This is a genomic window from Chitinimonas lacunae (assembly GCF_042650885.1).
Lineage (GTDB): Bacteria > Pseudomonadota > Gammaproteobacteria > Burkholderiales > Chitinimonadaceae > Chitinimonas_A > Chitinimonas_A lacunae.
In genome coordinates this window covers 3,087,176-3,101,729 of the sequence record NZ_JBHSBU010000001.1, presented here as the reverse complement: position 1 = coordinate 3,101,729, position 14,554 = coordinate 3,087,176, and the positions used below count along the sequence as shown (strand labels likewise).

Below are 14,554 nucleotides of genomic sequence, written 5' to 3'. Positions count from 1 at the left end.
TCAAAATGGTCATGGCGCCGCGATGTGGCGCCGGGGGGGGATTCAATGTTCTGTTTATGCTGGTTTTCTTGTATTGCTCGGCCGCATGGCCAATAATCCGCGCCCTTTGCCAGCATAGCGCGCAGCGTTGACGTCTTCATGCTTTCCAGCTCCTCTCGTGGTTCCGGCAACGCCCTGGTGATTGGCGGCGGAGCTCCTAATTCGACTTATATGGCGGGTGCCCTGGCGGCTTTTGCGGCAGCCGGGGTCGAGTTCGATGTGATTTCCGCCTCCGGGGCGGGTGCGCTGATCGGATTGCTCTATCTGGCGCCTCGTCGTGCTGACCCGCTGTCAGCACTGGCCGCGACGGTCGATTTCGGCGTGGCCGATCCGATCTATCGCTTGTTTCCGGTCAATTACAAGGTATTCCACAAGCCAGGCGCACTGGCTGAGCAGTTCCGCGCCTGTTTGCCGCCGCGCTGGCCTTTGTGGCCAGGCTACGGCGAAGAGTGGTTGCATCTGTGCAACGATTGGTTGCAGCTATCGCTATCGAGCTGGTGCCCGAGCGATCTGGGCTGGCATAGCCAGGGCATGTGCGCCCATGTGCCCTTTGTGGCCGACGTGGTCGATTTCGACCGTCTGCGGGAGAGCCGCACCCGATTCTATCTGCATGCCTTCAATCTGACCCGGCGGCAGATGGTGCTGTGGGACCAGCACCAACTCGACGAGCGGCGCTTTCGCGCCGCCATGTCCTATCCTTTTCTGTATCCGCCCTATCGGCTCGACGGCGAGCTGTACTACGAAGGCGCTGCCTTTGAGTGCCTCAATTACCGGGGCGTGCTGGCGGCGCTCGACGATGGGCTGGCGATCGACAATATCGTCGTGCTCGACGTATTGGGCCACACCAAGTTGTTGCGCGAACCGCGCAATCTGTGGGACGCCTATGTGTTGTCGATTGTGGCGCCCCTGGTGTTCACGGCCCAACGTGATACCGAACTGTTCGATCTGCGCCATAACCGCGACCGCCATGGACGGCGTTTGCGGCAACTGATCGAAGTGCCCTTTGTCGCCTCGGAAGAACAGTGTCGTGAGGCGCTCGACTGGAACCGCGACAATCTGCGGCGCTTGTATCAGCTTGGCTACGAGGCGGGGCTTGCCTGTGCCGCCCGCCATGGTGAGGCGCTGGGACTGGGTCCGGCGCCGGGACAGGCTGAGGTACAGCCGCTGGCGCTGGCCTGAGTCATATATAGTATTGCCTTCCTATAAAGGCGAATTGTAACCGCTAAGCCGGTTACTGGTGCGACTGTCATAACACTGCTGTGTATTCGCTGACGTTCGCTGCTGAACCCTGCATGATCCTGTAAGGATTGCCCATGGACATCGCCGCTGCCACCCCCGCTGAACTCACCGATTTCTGGTTCGGACTGTCGCCACAGCGCTGGTTTGGCAAAGATCCGGCTTTCGATGCCGAACTGGCTGCGCGCTTCGCTGCGCTGGTCGAGACGGCGCTACAGGGCGGACTGAAGGAATGGCTGAGCACGCCGTCCGGTACGCTGGCCTATTTGCTGCTGACCGATCAGATGCCGCGCAATCTGTTCCGCGACAGCGCCCGCGCCTTTGCCGGCGACGCGCTGGCCTTGGCGGCGGCACAGCAGGCAGTCGATGCCGGCTTTGACCGGGCGCTGACGCCAATCGAGCGGGTGTTTATGTATCTGCCGTTTGAACATGCGGAAGACCTGGCACAGCAGGACCGCTCGGTCGCCCTGTTCGAGCGTCTGGCCGCCGAGTCGCCGGCAAGTGCCGGCTATCTCGACTACGCCTTGCGCCATCGCGAGGTGATCGCCCGCTTTGGTCGTTTTCCGCATCGCAATCATCTACTTGGCCGTGAATCGACCGCCGAGGAGGCCAGTTATCTGGCTCAGCCGGGCGCCGGTTTCTGACACGGGGTTTTTGTGTTGCAGCGCAGCGCGTACTAGCCTGAGGGAAGTTCCTCAGACAGTGTCCCGTGGAGGCCCTTATGTCGCCGTCCCTGACTCGCATCCAGTCCGATTGGATGCACCAGCAAGAAACCCGTTACGCCAAGCTCAAACATCAACTGCGCCAATCGGTCGATCCCTGGGGTTTGGGTGCCATCTGGCAGAAGGCCGCGCTGGCCTGGTTGACCCATCCGCACCAACTGGCTTTTGCCTGGGGCCGCTATGGCCTGGACCTGGTGGCCTTGCAGGCCCACGGCGCCGGGCGCTGGCTCGGTCTGCCCGACCGTGATGTGTTTCCCTCGAATCCCGAAGACCAGCGCTTTGCCGAGCCGGTCTGGCGCGATCATCCCGGCTGGGACTATCTCAAGGAGTCCTATCTGATGCATACGCGCTGGATTCAGGACATGCTGTACCGCTCACCCGGTCTGTCGGAGCGCGAACAGCGCAAGAGCGCCTTCTGGCTGCGGCATGCGCTCAATTTCTGTGCGCCGACCAATTTTCTGCCGCTGAACCCGGTGGCACAGCAAAAAGCCTGGGACAGCGGTGGCGAGACCCTGGTGCGTGGCTTGCACAATCTGGCGGCCGATATGGCGCGCGGCGAAGTGACCATGACCGACCGGGCGCCATTCCAGGTCGGGGTCAATCTGGCGCTGACGCCGGGGTCGGTGGTCTATCGCAACCATCTGCTCGAAGTGATCCACTACGCCCCGACCACGCCCAAGGTCCATGCCACGCCGCTGGTGCTGATCACTCCCTGGATCAACAAGTACTACATCCTCGACCTCACCCCGCAGAAAAGCCTGGTCCGCTATCTGGTGGAACAGGGCTTCGATGTCTACATCACCAGCTGGAAGAACCCGGGCGCCGATCAGGCCGATCTGCGCTTCGACGACTATATCGTCGATGGCGCCGACAAGATCGTCGAGGTGGCACGCAGCATTTCCAAGGCGCAGCAGGTGCATGCGCTGGGTTACTGCATCGGTGGCACGCTGCTGGCGCTCTATATGGCCTGGCTCAAGCGGCGCGATCCCCAGCGCAATCCGGTGGCGCACTGGACGCTGCTGACCACCCTGGTCGATTTCGAGGCGCCGGGCGATATCGAGGTGTTTATCGACGAAGATGGCCTCGATTACATCGACCGCATCATGGAGCGGCAAGGCTATCTGGGTGGCCACGAGATGGCGTCGAGCTTCCGTATGCTGCGAGCCAACAGCCTGATCTGGCATTACGTGGTGAATAACTATCTGTATGGCGAAACCCCACCTGCGCTCGATGTGCTGTACTGGAACACCGATATGACCCGGATGCCGCGCGCCATGCATCGCTACTATCTGCGCGAGTTCTACCTCAACAATCGGATGGTGGTGCCAGACAGCCTTCATATGGCCGGTCAGGCCATCGATCTGCGGCTGATCGACCAGGAGCTGTTCATGGTCGGGGCCGAGGAGGACCATATCACCCCATGGCGCCAGACCTGCCGCATCGCCGACTATGTCTCCTCGCGGGTGCTCTACACCCTGTCCACCTCGGGCCATATCGTCGGGGTGGTCAATCCGCCGACGCCCACCTCCAAGCGCAGCTACTGGCAGGGCGAGATCCGCCGTGGCGACGATACCGACGCCTGGCAGGCCGCTCAGAGCAAGCAGCCCGGTTCCTGGTGGCCAAGCTGGGTCGCCTGGCTGCGCGAGCGCTGCGGTCCGCTCCAGACACCGCCTACCCAGGGTAATCGGCTCTATAAAAAACTCGCTGCGGCACCGGGCAGCTATGTGCTGGAGAATATGGAGCTGGTGGCGACGACCTGAGATCGGTTATTAAAATAATGCGCAAAACATCTGCAAGATGTGTTGCGCTTTTTAATAAAAAAGCAATTATTGATGCTGAATCAACAACGGCGCTGCGGGCAATTGCCCGGCAGCGCCGTTCTCCATGGTGTGGCGTAGGTCGATCTTCACGGGACACCGCGTCAAAGGCTGCAAGCCTGTCCGTCGCAGCGGTTGCCCTGTGGACGGCGCTTTCCGCAGACACCGAGTGTCCGCCTGGCAGCCGCCTGGAGGGTCAAGGCGTCGTGGACGCCCGATGGCACGAAATCCGACTCAGACCGCCTGAGCGGCCGCTTCACGCCAGGAAGCGGTCAGCTCACTGCTACTGCGGACCTGCGCACCCCGGGCGGCCAGTTTCCGGTTGACCTCGGCCGAGATGGCGTCGGCGCTCTGCTCCTCGCCAGGCCAGGTGCCATGACCGTCACCGACCAGCAGCACCCGGAACTGGCGCTCGAGCGCCGCCTCGGTGGTGGCCGTCACGCAGTATTCGCTCTGTAGGCCACAGATCACCAGGGTATCGGCCGCGAGCCGCGTCAGCGTGGCGGCCAGCTCGGTGTTGTCGAAGGCGTCGCTTTCGCGTTTGCGCACCATCGCCTCGCCGGGGTTGGGCGCCAGCATCGGATGGATCAGGCCATGCGGCGTATCGGTCTCGAACGGGCTGCCCGATTCGTCGTCGCAGTGCTGCACGAACACCACCGGCATGGCGGCGGCACGGGCGGCAGCGATCAGCTCGGCATGACGGGCAAGCAGACGCTCGGCATGGGCAATGGTCGGACAGCGGACGCCATCGAAGGCGCCGTGTTGCATATCGACTACCAGCAAAACGGTGGACATAGGGTTTCCTATAGAAGCGGCGATCGCTGCGCCGCGGGTGGACGACAGGCAGAACAAATTCCGATTCGGCTAAGAACCTGTGTCCCGAGCCGGCTGGGACGTCTTGCTATCCGGAAGACTGGGGCACAACTGCCGCTGGGGAAGGGCTAGAGATCAGCGGGAGAGGCTGGTTCCGATCCTCGGTGGCAACAGCGGTAAAGCTCGCACACCCGTCTGACCGCAACGTGGCGTAAGGCGCCCGGCTTGCTGTTCGCGTCGAAGAGGAGGCGGACAGCTTGGCGGCTGATGGGCTCTGGTTTGAGTCAAGCGGCGAGCCTGGCCGGACGCCGTATTCAAGGTGAGGCAGGGTAGGTTATATAAAGATTATTTATGTTTATTTGCCTTGCCAGATCTTGTAGGAAGTTTTCCTAAAATTTTCTTTTTCACTTCTTCTGCGGACTCGGCCAGCGCAGCTGGCGGATTTCCGGACAAGCCGGCGTCAGCGGGTCTGAGGCCGAGCGACAGGCCGCTGGCCCGCATCGGCAGCGAGGCTTGTGGACAGGCTGGAAAGCGGGCATTGGCGTTTATTGCGCCTCAGCCCCTGAAGGCCGCTTGCGCTAGATACCCACTCCGCGCGCCATGGCGCTGGCCAGGAAAGGCAGCAGCAACAGCGCCAGCAGCTCGAAGCGCACCACCATGATGACGCGGCGCAGCTCCAGCGGGGCAATCACCCGTTCCGGTCGGCGCCAGGACAGAATGCGCACGGTCGGATAGATCGACGCCAGCCCGACCAGCACAAACAGTCCCATCTTGGCGTGGAACACCGGGTTGGCCAGATAGTAGGCCGTGCCTTTTTCCACAAACAGCCGACCGATACCGGTGGCGAGCTGGATGGCGGCAGTCAGGCCGTAGATCGCGTCGATCCGTGCCAGACGGCGGCGGGCCGGCTGGTCGAGCGGGGCGCTGAGGGCCAGATGCTCGACCACCAGACAGGCCAGCATCACCATGGCACCGAGAATATGCAGGGCGGCGAGGCTAACGGTCATCCACGTTGCTCCAGGGCATCGAGGGCAAGGCCCAGACTTTGCCGGTAATGGGCGTTGGCGGTGTCGTGCTCGCCCAGTTGTTCGAGCAGTTGGCCCAGCTCAGCATGGGCAATCGGGCTTTCCTGTACGGCCAGACTGGCTTCGAGATAAGTGCGGGCCTTACCCCAGAGCTGGGCGTCGAAACATAGGCGGCCCAGCGCCAGCAGCAGCACATGATCGTTGGGACGATGTTGCAGCCACTGCTCGGCCCGACCGAGTCGGCGCACCGCGCCGTGTTCGCTGCCGCCGAGCCGTCCAATCTGGCCGAAGACCTCGACCGGGCCGTTGTCCCATTGGTGTTCCAGCGCATTGACCAGAATCCGTTCGGCCATTTCATCCTGGCGATGCCGCACGAATTCGCGGGCCGTGGCAGCGGCAAGACGCGGATGCAGCCGCTCGGCATTGGACAGCCCCTGCCACCAGCGTTCCAGCTCGCGCTTTTCCATCGGTTCCATCGCCAGCTGCTGCAAGCGGGCCTGCACCCGGATCCGGGCAGCCTGGACCGGATCGATGCCATCGCCTTTTTCGAGCTGGTCGGCCAGTTCCAGCACCCGGGCGGGGTTCTGTTCCTGTTGGCGCAGACGCAGTTCGAGCTTGAGCGCGGCGGTCAGCTTGGGCGAGATATCGAGCGCGTGTTGCAGCGCTTCGAGTGCCTCGCGGTGGCGGTACTGCTCGTTGAGGCATTCGGCCTCGACCATGGCCAGCGCCAGCGAGCGGCCGGCGTTGGACTGGCGGACTTCTTCGAGATAGCGGTCGCGCCGCACGAAATCGCGGTACAGATGGGCGGTACGGGCGCCGATCAGTGCATCGACGGCACGGGTCGGGGCATCATCCTCGACCTCACGGGCCCGGGCGATGGCCCGCTCGGCCCGGTGATAGCGGCCTTCGAGCCAGGCAGTGAGCGCTTCGAGCCGGAAGCGCCGTGCCTGCGACGCCCGCCGCTCGGCACGGAAGCGTTTGACCGTCAGTGGCATCTGCACCACCCAGTCGTACAGCCGCGCCAGTCCGTAACCGCCCAGCACCAGAAACACAAACAGCAGCACAAAGGCGTTGAGCGACAGATAGAGCTGGTAAGGCGGCAGGAACAGCAGGGCATAGCCCGTGTCGAGCCGGGCAATCAGACTGATGCCGACTGCCAGGGCAAACAGGCCCATCAGCCATAGCAGCCATCTCATGGCATTTCCCCTCGATCGCTTTTGAGTCGCGCATCACGCGCTGCGGTCACGCTTTCCGCCAGACTTGGCAGTTCCAGCGAGGCCGGGGCGGCCTTGAGTTCCTGCAAGGTCTTCAGTGCCGCTTGCATCGGTTTGGCCTGGGTATCGAAGCGCTGGCGCATCACGGCTTCGGCGGCGGCCAGATCCTGGCGATAGGTCGGCTCGTCACGCTGGAGCAGCGCCAGTCGGGCGTTGAGCAGACGCAATTTGACGTGTTCGCGCAGATAAAGGCTTTGCTCGGGCGCCAACAGCACGGGGTCGGGGTGGTCGACCCGGCGGATTTCCACAAATGCCCCCAGGGCTGCCCCCACTTCGCGCATCAGGCGGGTAAACCAGTTGCCGCCCTGGCTGGGCTCGCTGCCGGCCTGTTCGGTGGCGCGGGCATCGACCACCAGCGGCCAGCGGTCGACCGAGGCGGCCAGGGTATCGAGCTTGGTGGCCAGACCGACCAGATCGACGTAGGGCAGGCGGCGCAATTGTTCGATATCGCGTGCCAGGGCGCGGCGCAGCGCGGCAAATTGTGGCTGGTCGATGCCGGCCAGCCGCTCGTCGAGCCGGTAGAGCGCCGTCAGTGCCGCGCCGACATTGCCGGTGAGCTGGAGCTGCTGGGCGGCCAGCGACAGAGTCTGTTCGGCATCGGACAGCAAGGTGGCGTCACGGTCGCCGGCGAGCGAGCCGTAGAGGTTCTCCAGCGCGGCAATCCGGGCGCCCGTTTCGCCGCCACGCTGCTCGACCTGGTTGATGCGGCCTTCGAGCTGGCGCAGATGGTCGGCATCGCGCTGGGCCCGTTCGGCAGCAGCGGTCTGCTGCGCCTGGTGCTGTTGGGTCAGCTCGCGCCGCAACTGATCAAGCCGCCATTCGCTGATCGCGACGGCACTGGTGACGGCCAATAGCGAAGTCAGCGCCGTCCAGGCCAGCATCCGCCGACCGCCGACGCTGCGGCCGGGACGGACGGCGCGAGTAGCCGGCTCGGCTGCCGGTTCGTCTCCGCTGAGAGAGGGAATACGCTGCGGGGCACGCGCGGCCTGTGGTTCGTCCGGATGAGCCTGGAATTCGGCAGCGGGCGCAGAGGCCGGGGAGCGGGAGTCGATCGACGAGCCGTTATGGCCGAGGATCTCGATCAGGGTGGCGACCAGCCCGGCGTCGCCGGCAGCGGTGGGCAATACGCGGGTGACACCGTGGCGGCGGGCGGTTTCGCCGATGCGCGGGTGCGACACCAGGAAACACTGCTGCCGCAGCAAAGGCGCCAGTTCTTCGCCTGCCAGATTGAACAGATTGTCGAGCGCCTCGCTTGAGCTGACCGTCACGGCATCGCAACCGGCCTCGAGCAGATGGCGCAGCTCGGCCTGGCTCAGGGTGGGCGGCAGGCGGCGGTAGGCTTCGACGATATCGACGCTGGCGCCGCGCTCGGCGAGCGTGTCGGCCAGCAGTTCGCGGCCACCGTTGCCACGGAACAGCACCACGCGCTGGCCGTGCATCTCGGCCAGTGCCGGTTCGGCCAGCAATCCTTCGCTGTCGTAGCTGGTGCTGGGAACGATGACTTCATCGATACCGAGCTCCCGAGCCCGTTCGGCCGAGGTGGGACCGACCACCGCCGCGGGCAGGCGGGCCGGCCAGGCCGGCCGGCGTGCCATGACCCGGTCGAGCGCCGACGGGCTGACAAACACGGCAAGGTCGTAGTCGTCGAGCCGGCGCAGCACCTCATCGAGCGTTTCTGGCTTGCTGGTGTCGGCGATGGTGATCATCGGCGCGAGCAAAGGCTGGGCGCCGGCTTCGCGCAATAACGCGGCCAGCCGGTCCGCCTGCTGGGCCGGGCGGGTGACAAGAATGCGGCGATCGGCGAGCGGGCGGGCGGTCATGGACGTCACTCGGTCGGTGGGGCTTGTTGTTCGTGTTGTTGGAGCAAGGGCCGTGCTCCTTCGGTCAGCAGCAACTCGGCCACCTGACGGCCAAGGCCGGCGGCGGCGGCGCGGCTGCCGTTGGCTTCGGCCACCAGCATCCGGCTGCCATCGCGACTGGCGACAAAGCCGCGCAGACGCAGGAAGTCCTTATCGACCACCTCGGCATAGGCGCCGAGCGGGGTTTCGCACGAGCCATCAAGCCGCAGGCTCATCGCCCGTTCGGCAATGACCCGATCAGCGCTTTCGGCATGATTGAGCGGCGCGAGCAGCGCAGCCAGATCGCTGCGATCGGCGCGGATCTCGATGCCGAGCGCGCCCTGACCCGGTGCCGGCAGGCTCTGCGCCGGGCTGAGGTACTGGCGGATACGGTCGGCCAGCCCAAGCCGGCGCAGACCGGCTGCCGCCAACACAATAGCCTGGTATTGGCCGGCATCGAGCTTCGCTAGCCGTGTGCCGACCAGACCACGCAGCGGGCGCACCTCGAGATGGGGGTAGGCGGCCCGCAACTGCGCTTCGCGGCGCAGGCTGGAGGTGCCGACGATGGCACCGTCGGGCAGGGAATCGAGATCGGGGTAATCGTTGCTGATAAAGGCGTCGCGCGGATCGTCGCGTTCGGTGATGGCGGCGATGGCAAAGCCTGCGGGCAGGCGCATCGGCACGTCTTTCATCGAGTGGACGGCCAGATCGGCGCGGCCATCGGCCAGGGCGTTTTCGAGTTCTTTGACGAACAGACCCTTGCCGCCGATCTTATTGAGGGTGACTTCGACGATGCGGTCGCCCTGGGTGGTCATGCCAAGCAGTTCGGTGCGCAGGCCCGGATAGAGCGCTTCGAGCCGGGCAGCGATGTGGCGTGCCTGCCACAGTGCGAGCGGCGACTCGCGGGTGGCGATAACCAGTCGGGAGGGTGGGACAGGCGTTGACACGTCGAATATCTCGCTTCCAGAGAAGGTGGGCTGAATTCTAGCACGGTCGGCCCGGCCGACCCTGCTGTCAGGAGTGTGGCTTTCCCGCATCAACACGCCGAGCGCTTGCTAGATCGGCGACCCCGCGCCACAGCGTCTGGCCCGAATCGCGGTACTTGCGCTCGAACGGCGTCAGCGCCTCGCCGGCGTCGCAGCGCTCGACCGCCATCGCGCAGCCGGTGAGATGGCCGACCGCCAAGGCAAGTTCCTCGACATAGAGGCGCCAGTTGCTGCGGCACTCGAGCCGGCCTCCCAGCGCCAGCAGCTCGGGCAGCACCGGATGACCCTGCCAGCGCCGGCTCAACTGGCCGATCTTGGGCCAGGGATTGGGATAGAGCAGATAGTGATGGGCCAAGGTGACGCCGTGTTGTCGCAGCAGCCGCCAGAAATCGACCAGATCGGCCCGCACCAGCGCGTAGTTGTCGGCGGGCGCCTCGTCATCCTTGCCCCGACCCAGCCGGTCGGCCGACTGGTCCACGCCCAGCACGAAACAATCACGATGCCGATGGGCCAGCCGGATGGTGGAGCGGCCGACACCACAGCCGGCATCGAGCACCAGCGGCTGCCGCCCTCCCCAGGCCACCATCGCCTGCTCGAACGCCACCCGGTTGTAGTCGGCGATCGGACGCTGGAACGGATGACGCGCATGACGCTCGACCAGCGCCAGCAGCTTCTCGTGCGGACCGGTCTGGGCGCTGCTGATCGGGCGGGAGTTGGCATCCATAGGAAAGTAGAGGACCGCAAAACCGGTAGTGTAACCGGCAGGTGGATCGCCTGCTCTGGAGCGCAAGGCGCCCGATCTGATTTCGCGTCAGTGGACCCTTAGGCTTTGCCACTTGCCTTGGTCAGAAATGTTCGGAAAATCGAACATCGAGGCGTTTTGCAGGATGATCCCGCCTCACAACTAACCCAGCGTTCCGGTGTGGCTTGACCATCCGGGTGCTGGGGGAAAAAGCCGGCGCAAGCCGGTTTTTTCATTTGCAGGAGGAGAAATGGCAGAGCAGCAGCTAGCGATTGGGCTTCGTATCCGTATCTATATGGATGGTTACAACTTCTACTATGGATGTCTGAAGGGCGCTCCTTACAAGTGGCTTGATCTGCTGACCCTGTTTGAACGGCATATCCTCCCCTCCATTTCTACTGCGTCGAGATGGTCAGCCTGCTCAGTTCCTGCTGGAGCCACTGGCAAGAAACAGGGAGCAGCGTTGGTTGCTCCCTGTCTTTTGTTCCTATCCTGCCCGCGCTGCCAGCGCAATCTCATGCTCGCCGGCCCATTGCGCCAGATCCTGCCGCTGTAGCGCAGCGGCCATCAGATCAGGAAACAGGTCGGGGGTGCAGGCGAAGGTGGGGATGCCCAGATTGGCGTACTGGCGCGCCATATTGTGGTCGTAGGCCGGGCGGCCGTCGTCGCTGAGTGCCAGCAGCGAGATGACCTGGACCCCGCTGTGGACCAGCGCGGCGGCGCGTTGCAGCATTTCCCTTTCGTTGCCACCTTCGTACAGGTCGGAAATCAGGATCAGCACCGTATCGTCGGGGCGCCGTACCAGGCTCTGGCAGTAGCCCAGCGCCAGATTGATATCGGTGCCGCCACCCAGCCGCACGCCGAACAGCACATCGACCGGGTCGTCGAGCTGGTCGCTCAGGTCGACGATGGCGGTATCGAACAGCACGAGCTTGGTCGAGATCGACTTGAGCGAGGCGAGCACCGCGCCAAACACGCTGGCGTAGACCACCGAACTGGCCATCGAACCCGACTGGTCGATACACAGCACCACATCGCGCAGGCTCGAACGCTTGCGGCCGTAGCCGATCAGCCGCTCAGGCACCACGGTGCGGTAGTTCGGCTGATAGTGCTTCAGATTGGCGCGGATGGTGCGGTTCCAGTCGATCTCGCTATGGCGCGGCCGCTGGTTGCGCACGGCGCGGTTGAGGCTGCCCGTGATCGCACTGCGCAGAGGCTCGGCCAGCCGACGCTCCAGCTCGGCCAGCACCTTGCCCACCACCACCCGGGCGGTTTCCTTGACCTGGGCCGGCATCACATCGGCCAGCGAGATCAGGGTGGCGGCCAGATGCACGTCGGGCGTCACCGCCTCCATCATTTCGGGTTCGAGCAGCATGCGGCGCAGATCGAGCTTTTCCAGCGCATCCTGTTGCATCACCTTGACCACGCTGCTGGGGAAATACTTGCGGATATCGCCGAGCCAGCGCGACACCGCTGGCGCCGAACTGCCAAGGCCGCCACGGCGTTGGGCTTCGGCGCGGGTCTGGTCGTACAGCGCCGTGAGCGCCCGGTCCATCGCCAGGTCGTCGCCATTGAGCTCGCAGCGGCCGCTGCCTTCGCCGTCGGCCGGGCCGCCCAGCACCAGGCGCCAGCGGCGCAGTCTTTCCTGATCGGCGGATTCGAGTCGGTTCATTGCGAAAGCTCCTTCAGGCCCAGCATCCGGGCCAGCAGCGGCAGGGCGGCACGGGCGCGCTCGACGTCGATCTGTTCGGACGGCGTCATCGCCACCTGACGCCGCTGGCGCGGCGCCCGGGCGCGTTCGCCGAGCTGGCGCCGCTCGCCCGCCTCGAACTGGGCAAAGGCACGCCGCAACAGCGGCAATACCGCCACAAACCCCTCGGGCGACAACTGCTGCAACCAGTCATCGATCAAGCCCCACAGCCGGTCATCGTGGACCAGCACCAGCCCGCTGCCGCGCACGAAGCCTTCGATCCAGTCGGCGCCGCGTTCGGGCTGCGGGTCGCTCAGGGCAAAGCCCAGTGCCCGGCCGGCCGTTTCGCCGTCAAGCCGGCCATGGTCGAGCCGCAGACGCAGCGCCCGGCCGCCGAGCAGGCCATGCAGATCGTTGATGCGGTCAAAGCGGCCCAGCGCGTCGGTCCAGAGATCGAGCAGCGCCGCGTCATCGAGCGTGGCCAGCGCATGGTCGACCGCGTCGATGCCGACCAGCAGGGCGCGGGCGCCATCGTCGTTGAGTCCCTGGGCCGCCAGCGGCAGGCTGATGCAGGCGCGGGTGGTCAGATCGGCCACGATATGGCCCAGCGCCTGCTGGTCGAAACGCCGCACCGTGCCGTAGCGACTGATCTTGACCAGCCTTGGCAGCGCTCGCAGCAGATGTTCGGTATCGGCATGCTGCGCCGCCACCGCATCGACCCGCTGCAGCAGCGGCGCCACGCAATCGTCGAGTCCGGCCAGCAAGGCCTGGTCGAGCAGTTCGGTCAGTTCGACCAGCGTGGCGGCCTCGGCGCGTTCGAGCAGCCGGGCGCGGGCGGCGTCACGCACCGTCGAGCCCCAGCGGCCCGCTTCGACCAGGGCAATCGGGAATTCCGGCTGCCACTGCAAGCGCCAGTGCTCGCGGAAAGTGCCGCGACCGCTGCTATGGGGCGACTGGCCCCACGGCACCTCGATCAGCCGTAACTGGTGCAGCAGTTCGCTGCGCGCCAGATCGTTGTGCTGGCGCAGATCGAGTTCGAGGTCGCGCTGGGCGGCCTCGGGCTTGAGCCGCAGTTTGCGGTGCCGCTCGGCCAGATCGCGCGCAATCGGCGCTGCCGGCATATCGTCGGGTACTTTGCCCATGGCCTGACCGACGATCAGTTGCTCCTGCACCAGCCGCAGCGGCAGATCGTCGCCCAGACAGAACACCGCGCGCGCCGCCTGCTGGAATTCGGTCAGCCCGGGCCGGCTGCGTCCGCCAAGCTGGGCCAACTGCTCGGCCAGCCGCACCGCGTCGATCACCTCGGCGCTGGAGGCGCCAAGACCTTGCTTGCGCAGCAGCCGCGCCACATGGGTCAGCCAGCGCGCGCTGAAGTCGGCGCCGTCGGCGTTATGGCGAAACAGAAAGCGGTACCAGCCCGGCGATTCGACCCCGGCGCCATAACCGCTGGCGAAACCGAGCCGTTGATTGGTCCACGGTACCCAGGTCGCCGTGGTCTTGAGTTTCTTCAGATTCTTGAGCAGTGCCTGATCCTGCCTGGCCGGCGGCAGCTCGCTCAGCGCCGGCGCATGCCAGGCGCCGCATACCACGGCGATCCGGCTGAACCCTTCCTTGTCGGCCTGACGAATGCCCTGGCGCATCGCCGCCTCACGCTGTGCCTCATCGGGTCGCAGCCAGCCGTGCTGCTCGCGCAGGGCGGCCATCGCCTCGCCGACGGCCTCGAACAGGTCTTCGCCATGATGGCTGCGCTCGACCAGCCGGTCCCACCAGGCTTCGCCGTCGACATCGCCGCTCAGCGCGGCCAGGGCGTCGAGCGGGTCGCCCGCAGGCGTCGTCTCGGCCTCGGTGTCATCGTCGTCGCCTTCTGCGCAGACTTCGTCATCGAGCGGGGTCGCCGGGTTGTCCTCTTCATCTTCGGCCAGCCGGCTGGCCAGACGGATGGCCACCGGCAGATCGATAAAGCGCGCCGGTACGGCCTGGCGGGCGGCATAGCGCAGTGCCTGCCATTCGGGCGAGAACTCGGCGAAGGGGTAGAACGAGGCATTGCCGGGCGAGTCCTCGGCGTACACCAGCAGCGCGACCGGCGGCTTGATTTGCGGATGGGCCGCCCACTCGATCAGGCTGTCGCCTTCGGGCGGTCCTTCGATCAGGACGATATCGGGCTGGTAGGCATCGAGCGCCTGCACCAGACGCTTGGCGCTGCCCGGGCCGTGGTGGCGGATGCCGAAAACGCGATGGGACATGGCGGACATTCCGGAGGCAGCGCCGCAAGGACGCTGGCCTCTCAATGGTTATTTGGCAGATAAATAGATATTTTTTATATATCCAGCAAATATGCTTGCAATGATTTTGCAGGATATTTTCTATATAAC

General features: G+C 65.0%; 11 protein-coding genes. 3 read left to right on the top strand and 8 right to left on the bottom strand.

Annotated features, from left to right (window positions below; genetic code table 11):
* Positions 1 to 138 precede the first annotated feature (138 nt).
* From ACFOW7_RS13330 to ACFOW7_RS13320, 3 genes are all read left to right on the top strand, one after another.
* A complete protein-coding gene (locus tag ACFOW7_RS13330) occupies positions 139 to 1,218 on the top strand; it encodes a patatin-like phospholipase family protein (RefSeq protein ID WP_378165028.1) in 1,080 nt (359 codons plus the stop codon).
* A 134-nt stretch (positions 1,219 to 1,352) separates the two neighbouring features.
* Positions 1,353 to 1,919, top strand: coding sequence for a DUF924 family protein (locus tag ACFOW7_RS13325; RefSeq protein WP_378165026.1), 567 nt, complete (start codon positions 1,353 to 1,355; stop codon positions 1,917 to 1,919).
* A 77-nt stretch (positions 1,920 to 1,996) separates the two neighbouring features.
* Complete coding sequence (locus ACFOW7_RS13320) at positions 1,997 to 3,757, top strand: PHA/PHB synthase family protein (RefSeq protein WP_378165024.1); 1,761 nt, start codon at positions 1,997 to 1,999, stop codon at positions 3,755 to 3,757.
* 291 nt (positions 3,758 to 4,048) lie between these two features.
* Here ACFOW7_RS13320 and ACFOW7_RS13315 read toward each other — a convergent pair whose 3' ends face one another.
* The 8 genes from ACFOW7_RS13315 to ACFOW7_RS13280 all read right to left on the bottom strand — a co-directional run bounded on the left by ACFOW7_RS13315 (position 4,049) and on the right by ACFOW7_RS13280 (position 14,425).
* Positions 4,049 to 4,609, bottom strand: coding sequence for an isochorismatase family protein (locus ACFOW7_RS13315; protein WP_378165022.1), 561 nt, complete (start codon positions 4,607 to 4,609; stop codon positions 4,049 to 4,051).
* A gap of 596 nt (positions 4,610 to 5,205) precedes the next feature.
* On the bottom strand, positions 5,206 to 5,634 hold the full coding sequence (locus ACFOW7_RS13310; protein WP_378165020.1) for a DUF2214 family protein: 429 nt from the start codon (positions 5,632 to 5,634) through the stop codon (positions 5,206 to 5,208).
* Positions 5,631 to 6,848 (bottom strand): heme biosynthesis HemY N-terminal domain-containing protein, encoded by a 1,218-nt coding sequence (locus ACFOW7_RS13305; RefSeq protein ID WP_378165018.1) that lies wholly within the window; start codon positions 6,846 to 6,848, stop codon positions 5,631 to 5,633. The genes ACFOW7_RS13310 and ACFOW7_RS13305 overlap by 4 nt, the downstream gene beginning before the upstream one ends.
* On the bottom strand, positions 6,845 to 8,746 hold the full coding sequence (gene hemDX, locus ACFOW7_RS13300; protein WP_378165016.1) for a fused uroporphyrinogen-III synthase HemD/membrane protein HemX: 1,902 nt from the start codon (positions 8,744 to 8,746) through the stop codon (positions 6,845 to 6,847). Before hemDX ends, ACFOW7_RS13305 begins: the two co-directional genes overlap by 4 nt.
* Before the next feature lie 5 nt (positions 8,747 to 8,751).
* A complete protein-coding gene (hemC, locus tag ACFOW7_RS13295; RefSeq protein WP_378165014.1) occupies positions 8,752 to 9,711 on the bottom strand; it encodes a hydroxymethylbilane synthase in 960 nt (319 codons plus the stop codon).
* Positions 9,712 to 9,778: 67 nt separating this feature from the next.
* Positions 9,779 to 10,474, bottom strand: a complete 696-nt coding sequence (gene trmB, locus ACFOW7_RS13290; protein WP_378165012.1) for a tRNA (guanine(46)-N(7))-methyltransferase TrmB — start codon at positions 10,472 to 10,474, stop codon at positions 9,779 to 9,781.
* Between the two features lie 505 nt (positions 10,475 to 10,979).
* Complete coding sequence (locus ACFOW7_RS13285) at positions 10,980 to 12,164, bottom strand: VWA domain-containing protein (protein WP_378165010.1); 1,185 nt, start codon at positions 12,162 to 12,164, stop codon at positions 10,980 to 10,982.
* Positions 12,161 to 14,425 (bottom strand): DUF5682 family protein, encoded by a 2,265-nt coding sequence (locus ACFOW7_RS13280; RefSeq protein WP_378165008.1) that lies wholly within the window; start codon positions 14,423 to 14,425, stop codon positions 12,161 to 12,163. Before ACFOW7_RS13280 ends, ACFOW7_RS13285 begins: the two co-directional genes overlap by 4 nt.
* Positions 14,426 to 14,554: the final 129 nt, after the last annotated feature.

Bases quoted from the DNA above. Each gene is read 5' to 3' on its own strand.
- ACFOW7_RS13320 (WP_378165024.1), top strand. From the start codon at position 1,997: ATGTCGCCGTCCCTGACTCGCATCCAGTCCGATTGGATGCACCAGCAA.
- ACFOW7_RS13310 (WP_378165020.1), bottom strand. From the start codon at position 5,634: ATGACCGTTAGCCTCGCCGCCCTGCATATTCTCGGTGCCATGGTGATG.
- ACFOW7_RS13285 (WP_378165010.1), bottom strand. From the start codon at position 12,164: ATGAACCGACTCGAATCCGCCGATCAGGAAAGACTGCGCCGCTGGCGC.
- ACFOW7_RS13280 (WP_378165008.1), bottom strand. From the start codon at position 14,425: ATGTCCCATCGCGTTTTCGGCATCCGCCACCACGGCCCGGGCAGCGCC.
- ACFOW7_RS13330 (WP_378165028.1), top strand. From the start codon at position 139: ATGCTTTCCAGCTCCTCTCGTGGTTCCGGCAACGCCCTGGTGATTGGC.
- hemDX (WP_378165016.1), bottom strand. From the start codon at position 8,746: ATGACCGCCCGCCCGCTCGCCGATCGCCGCATTCTTGTCACCCGCCCG.
- trmB (WP_378165012.1), bottom strand. From the start codon at position 10,474: ATGGATGCCAACTCCCGCCCGATCAGCAGCGCCCAGACCGGTCCGCAC.
- ACFOW7_RS13325 (WP_378165026.1), top strand. From the start codon at position 1,353: ATGGACATCGCCGCTGCCACCCCCGCTGAACTCACCGATTTCTGGTTC.
- ACFOW7_RS13305 (WP_378165018.1), bottom strand. From the start codon at position 6,848: ATGAGATGGCTGCTATGGCTGATGGGCCTGTTTGCCCTGGCAGTCGGC.
- ACFOW7_RS13315 (WP_378165022.1), bottom strand. From the start codon at position 4,609: ATGTCCACCGTTTTGCTGGTAGTCGATATGCAACACGGCGCCTTCGAT.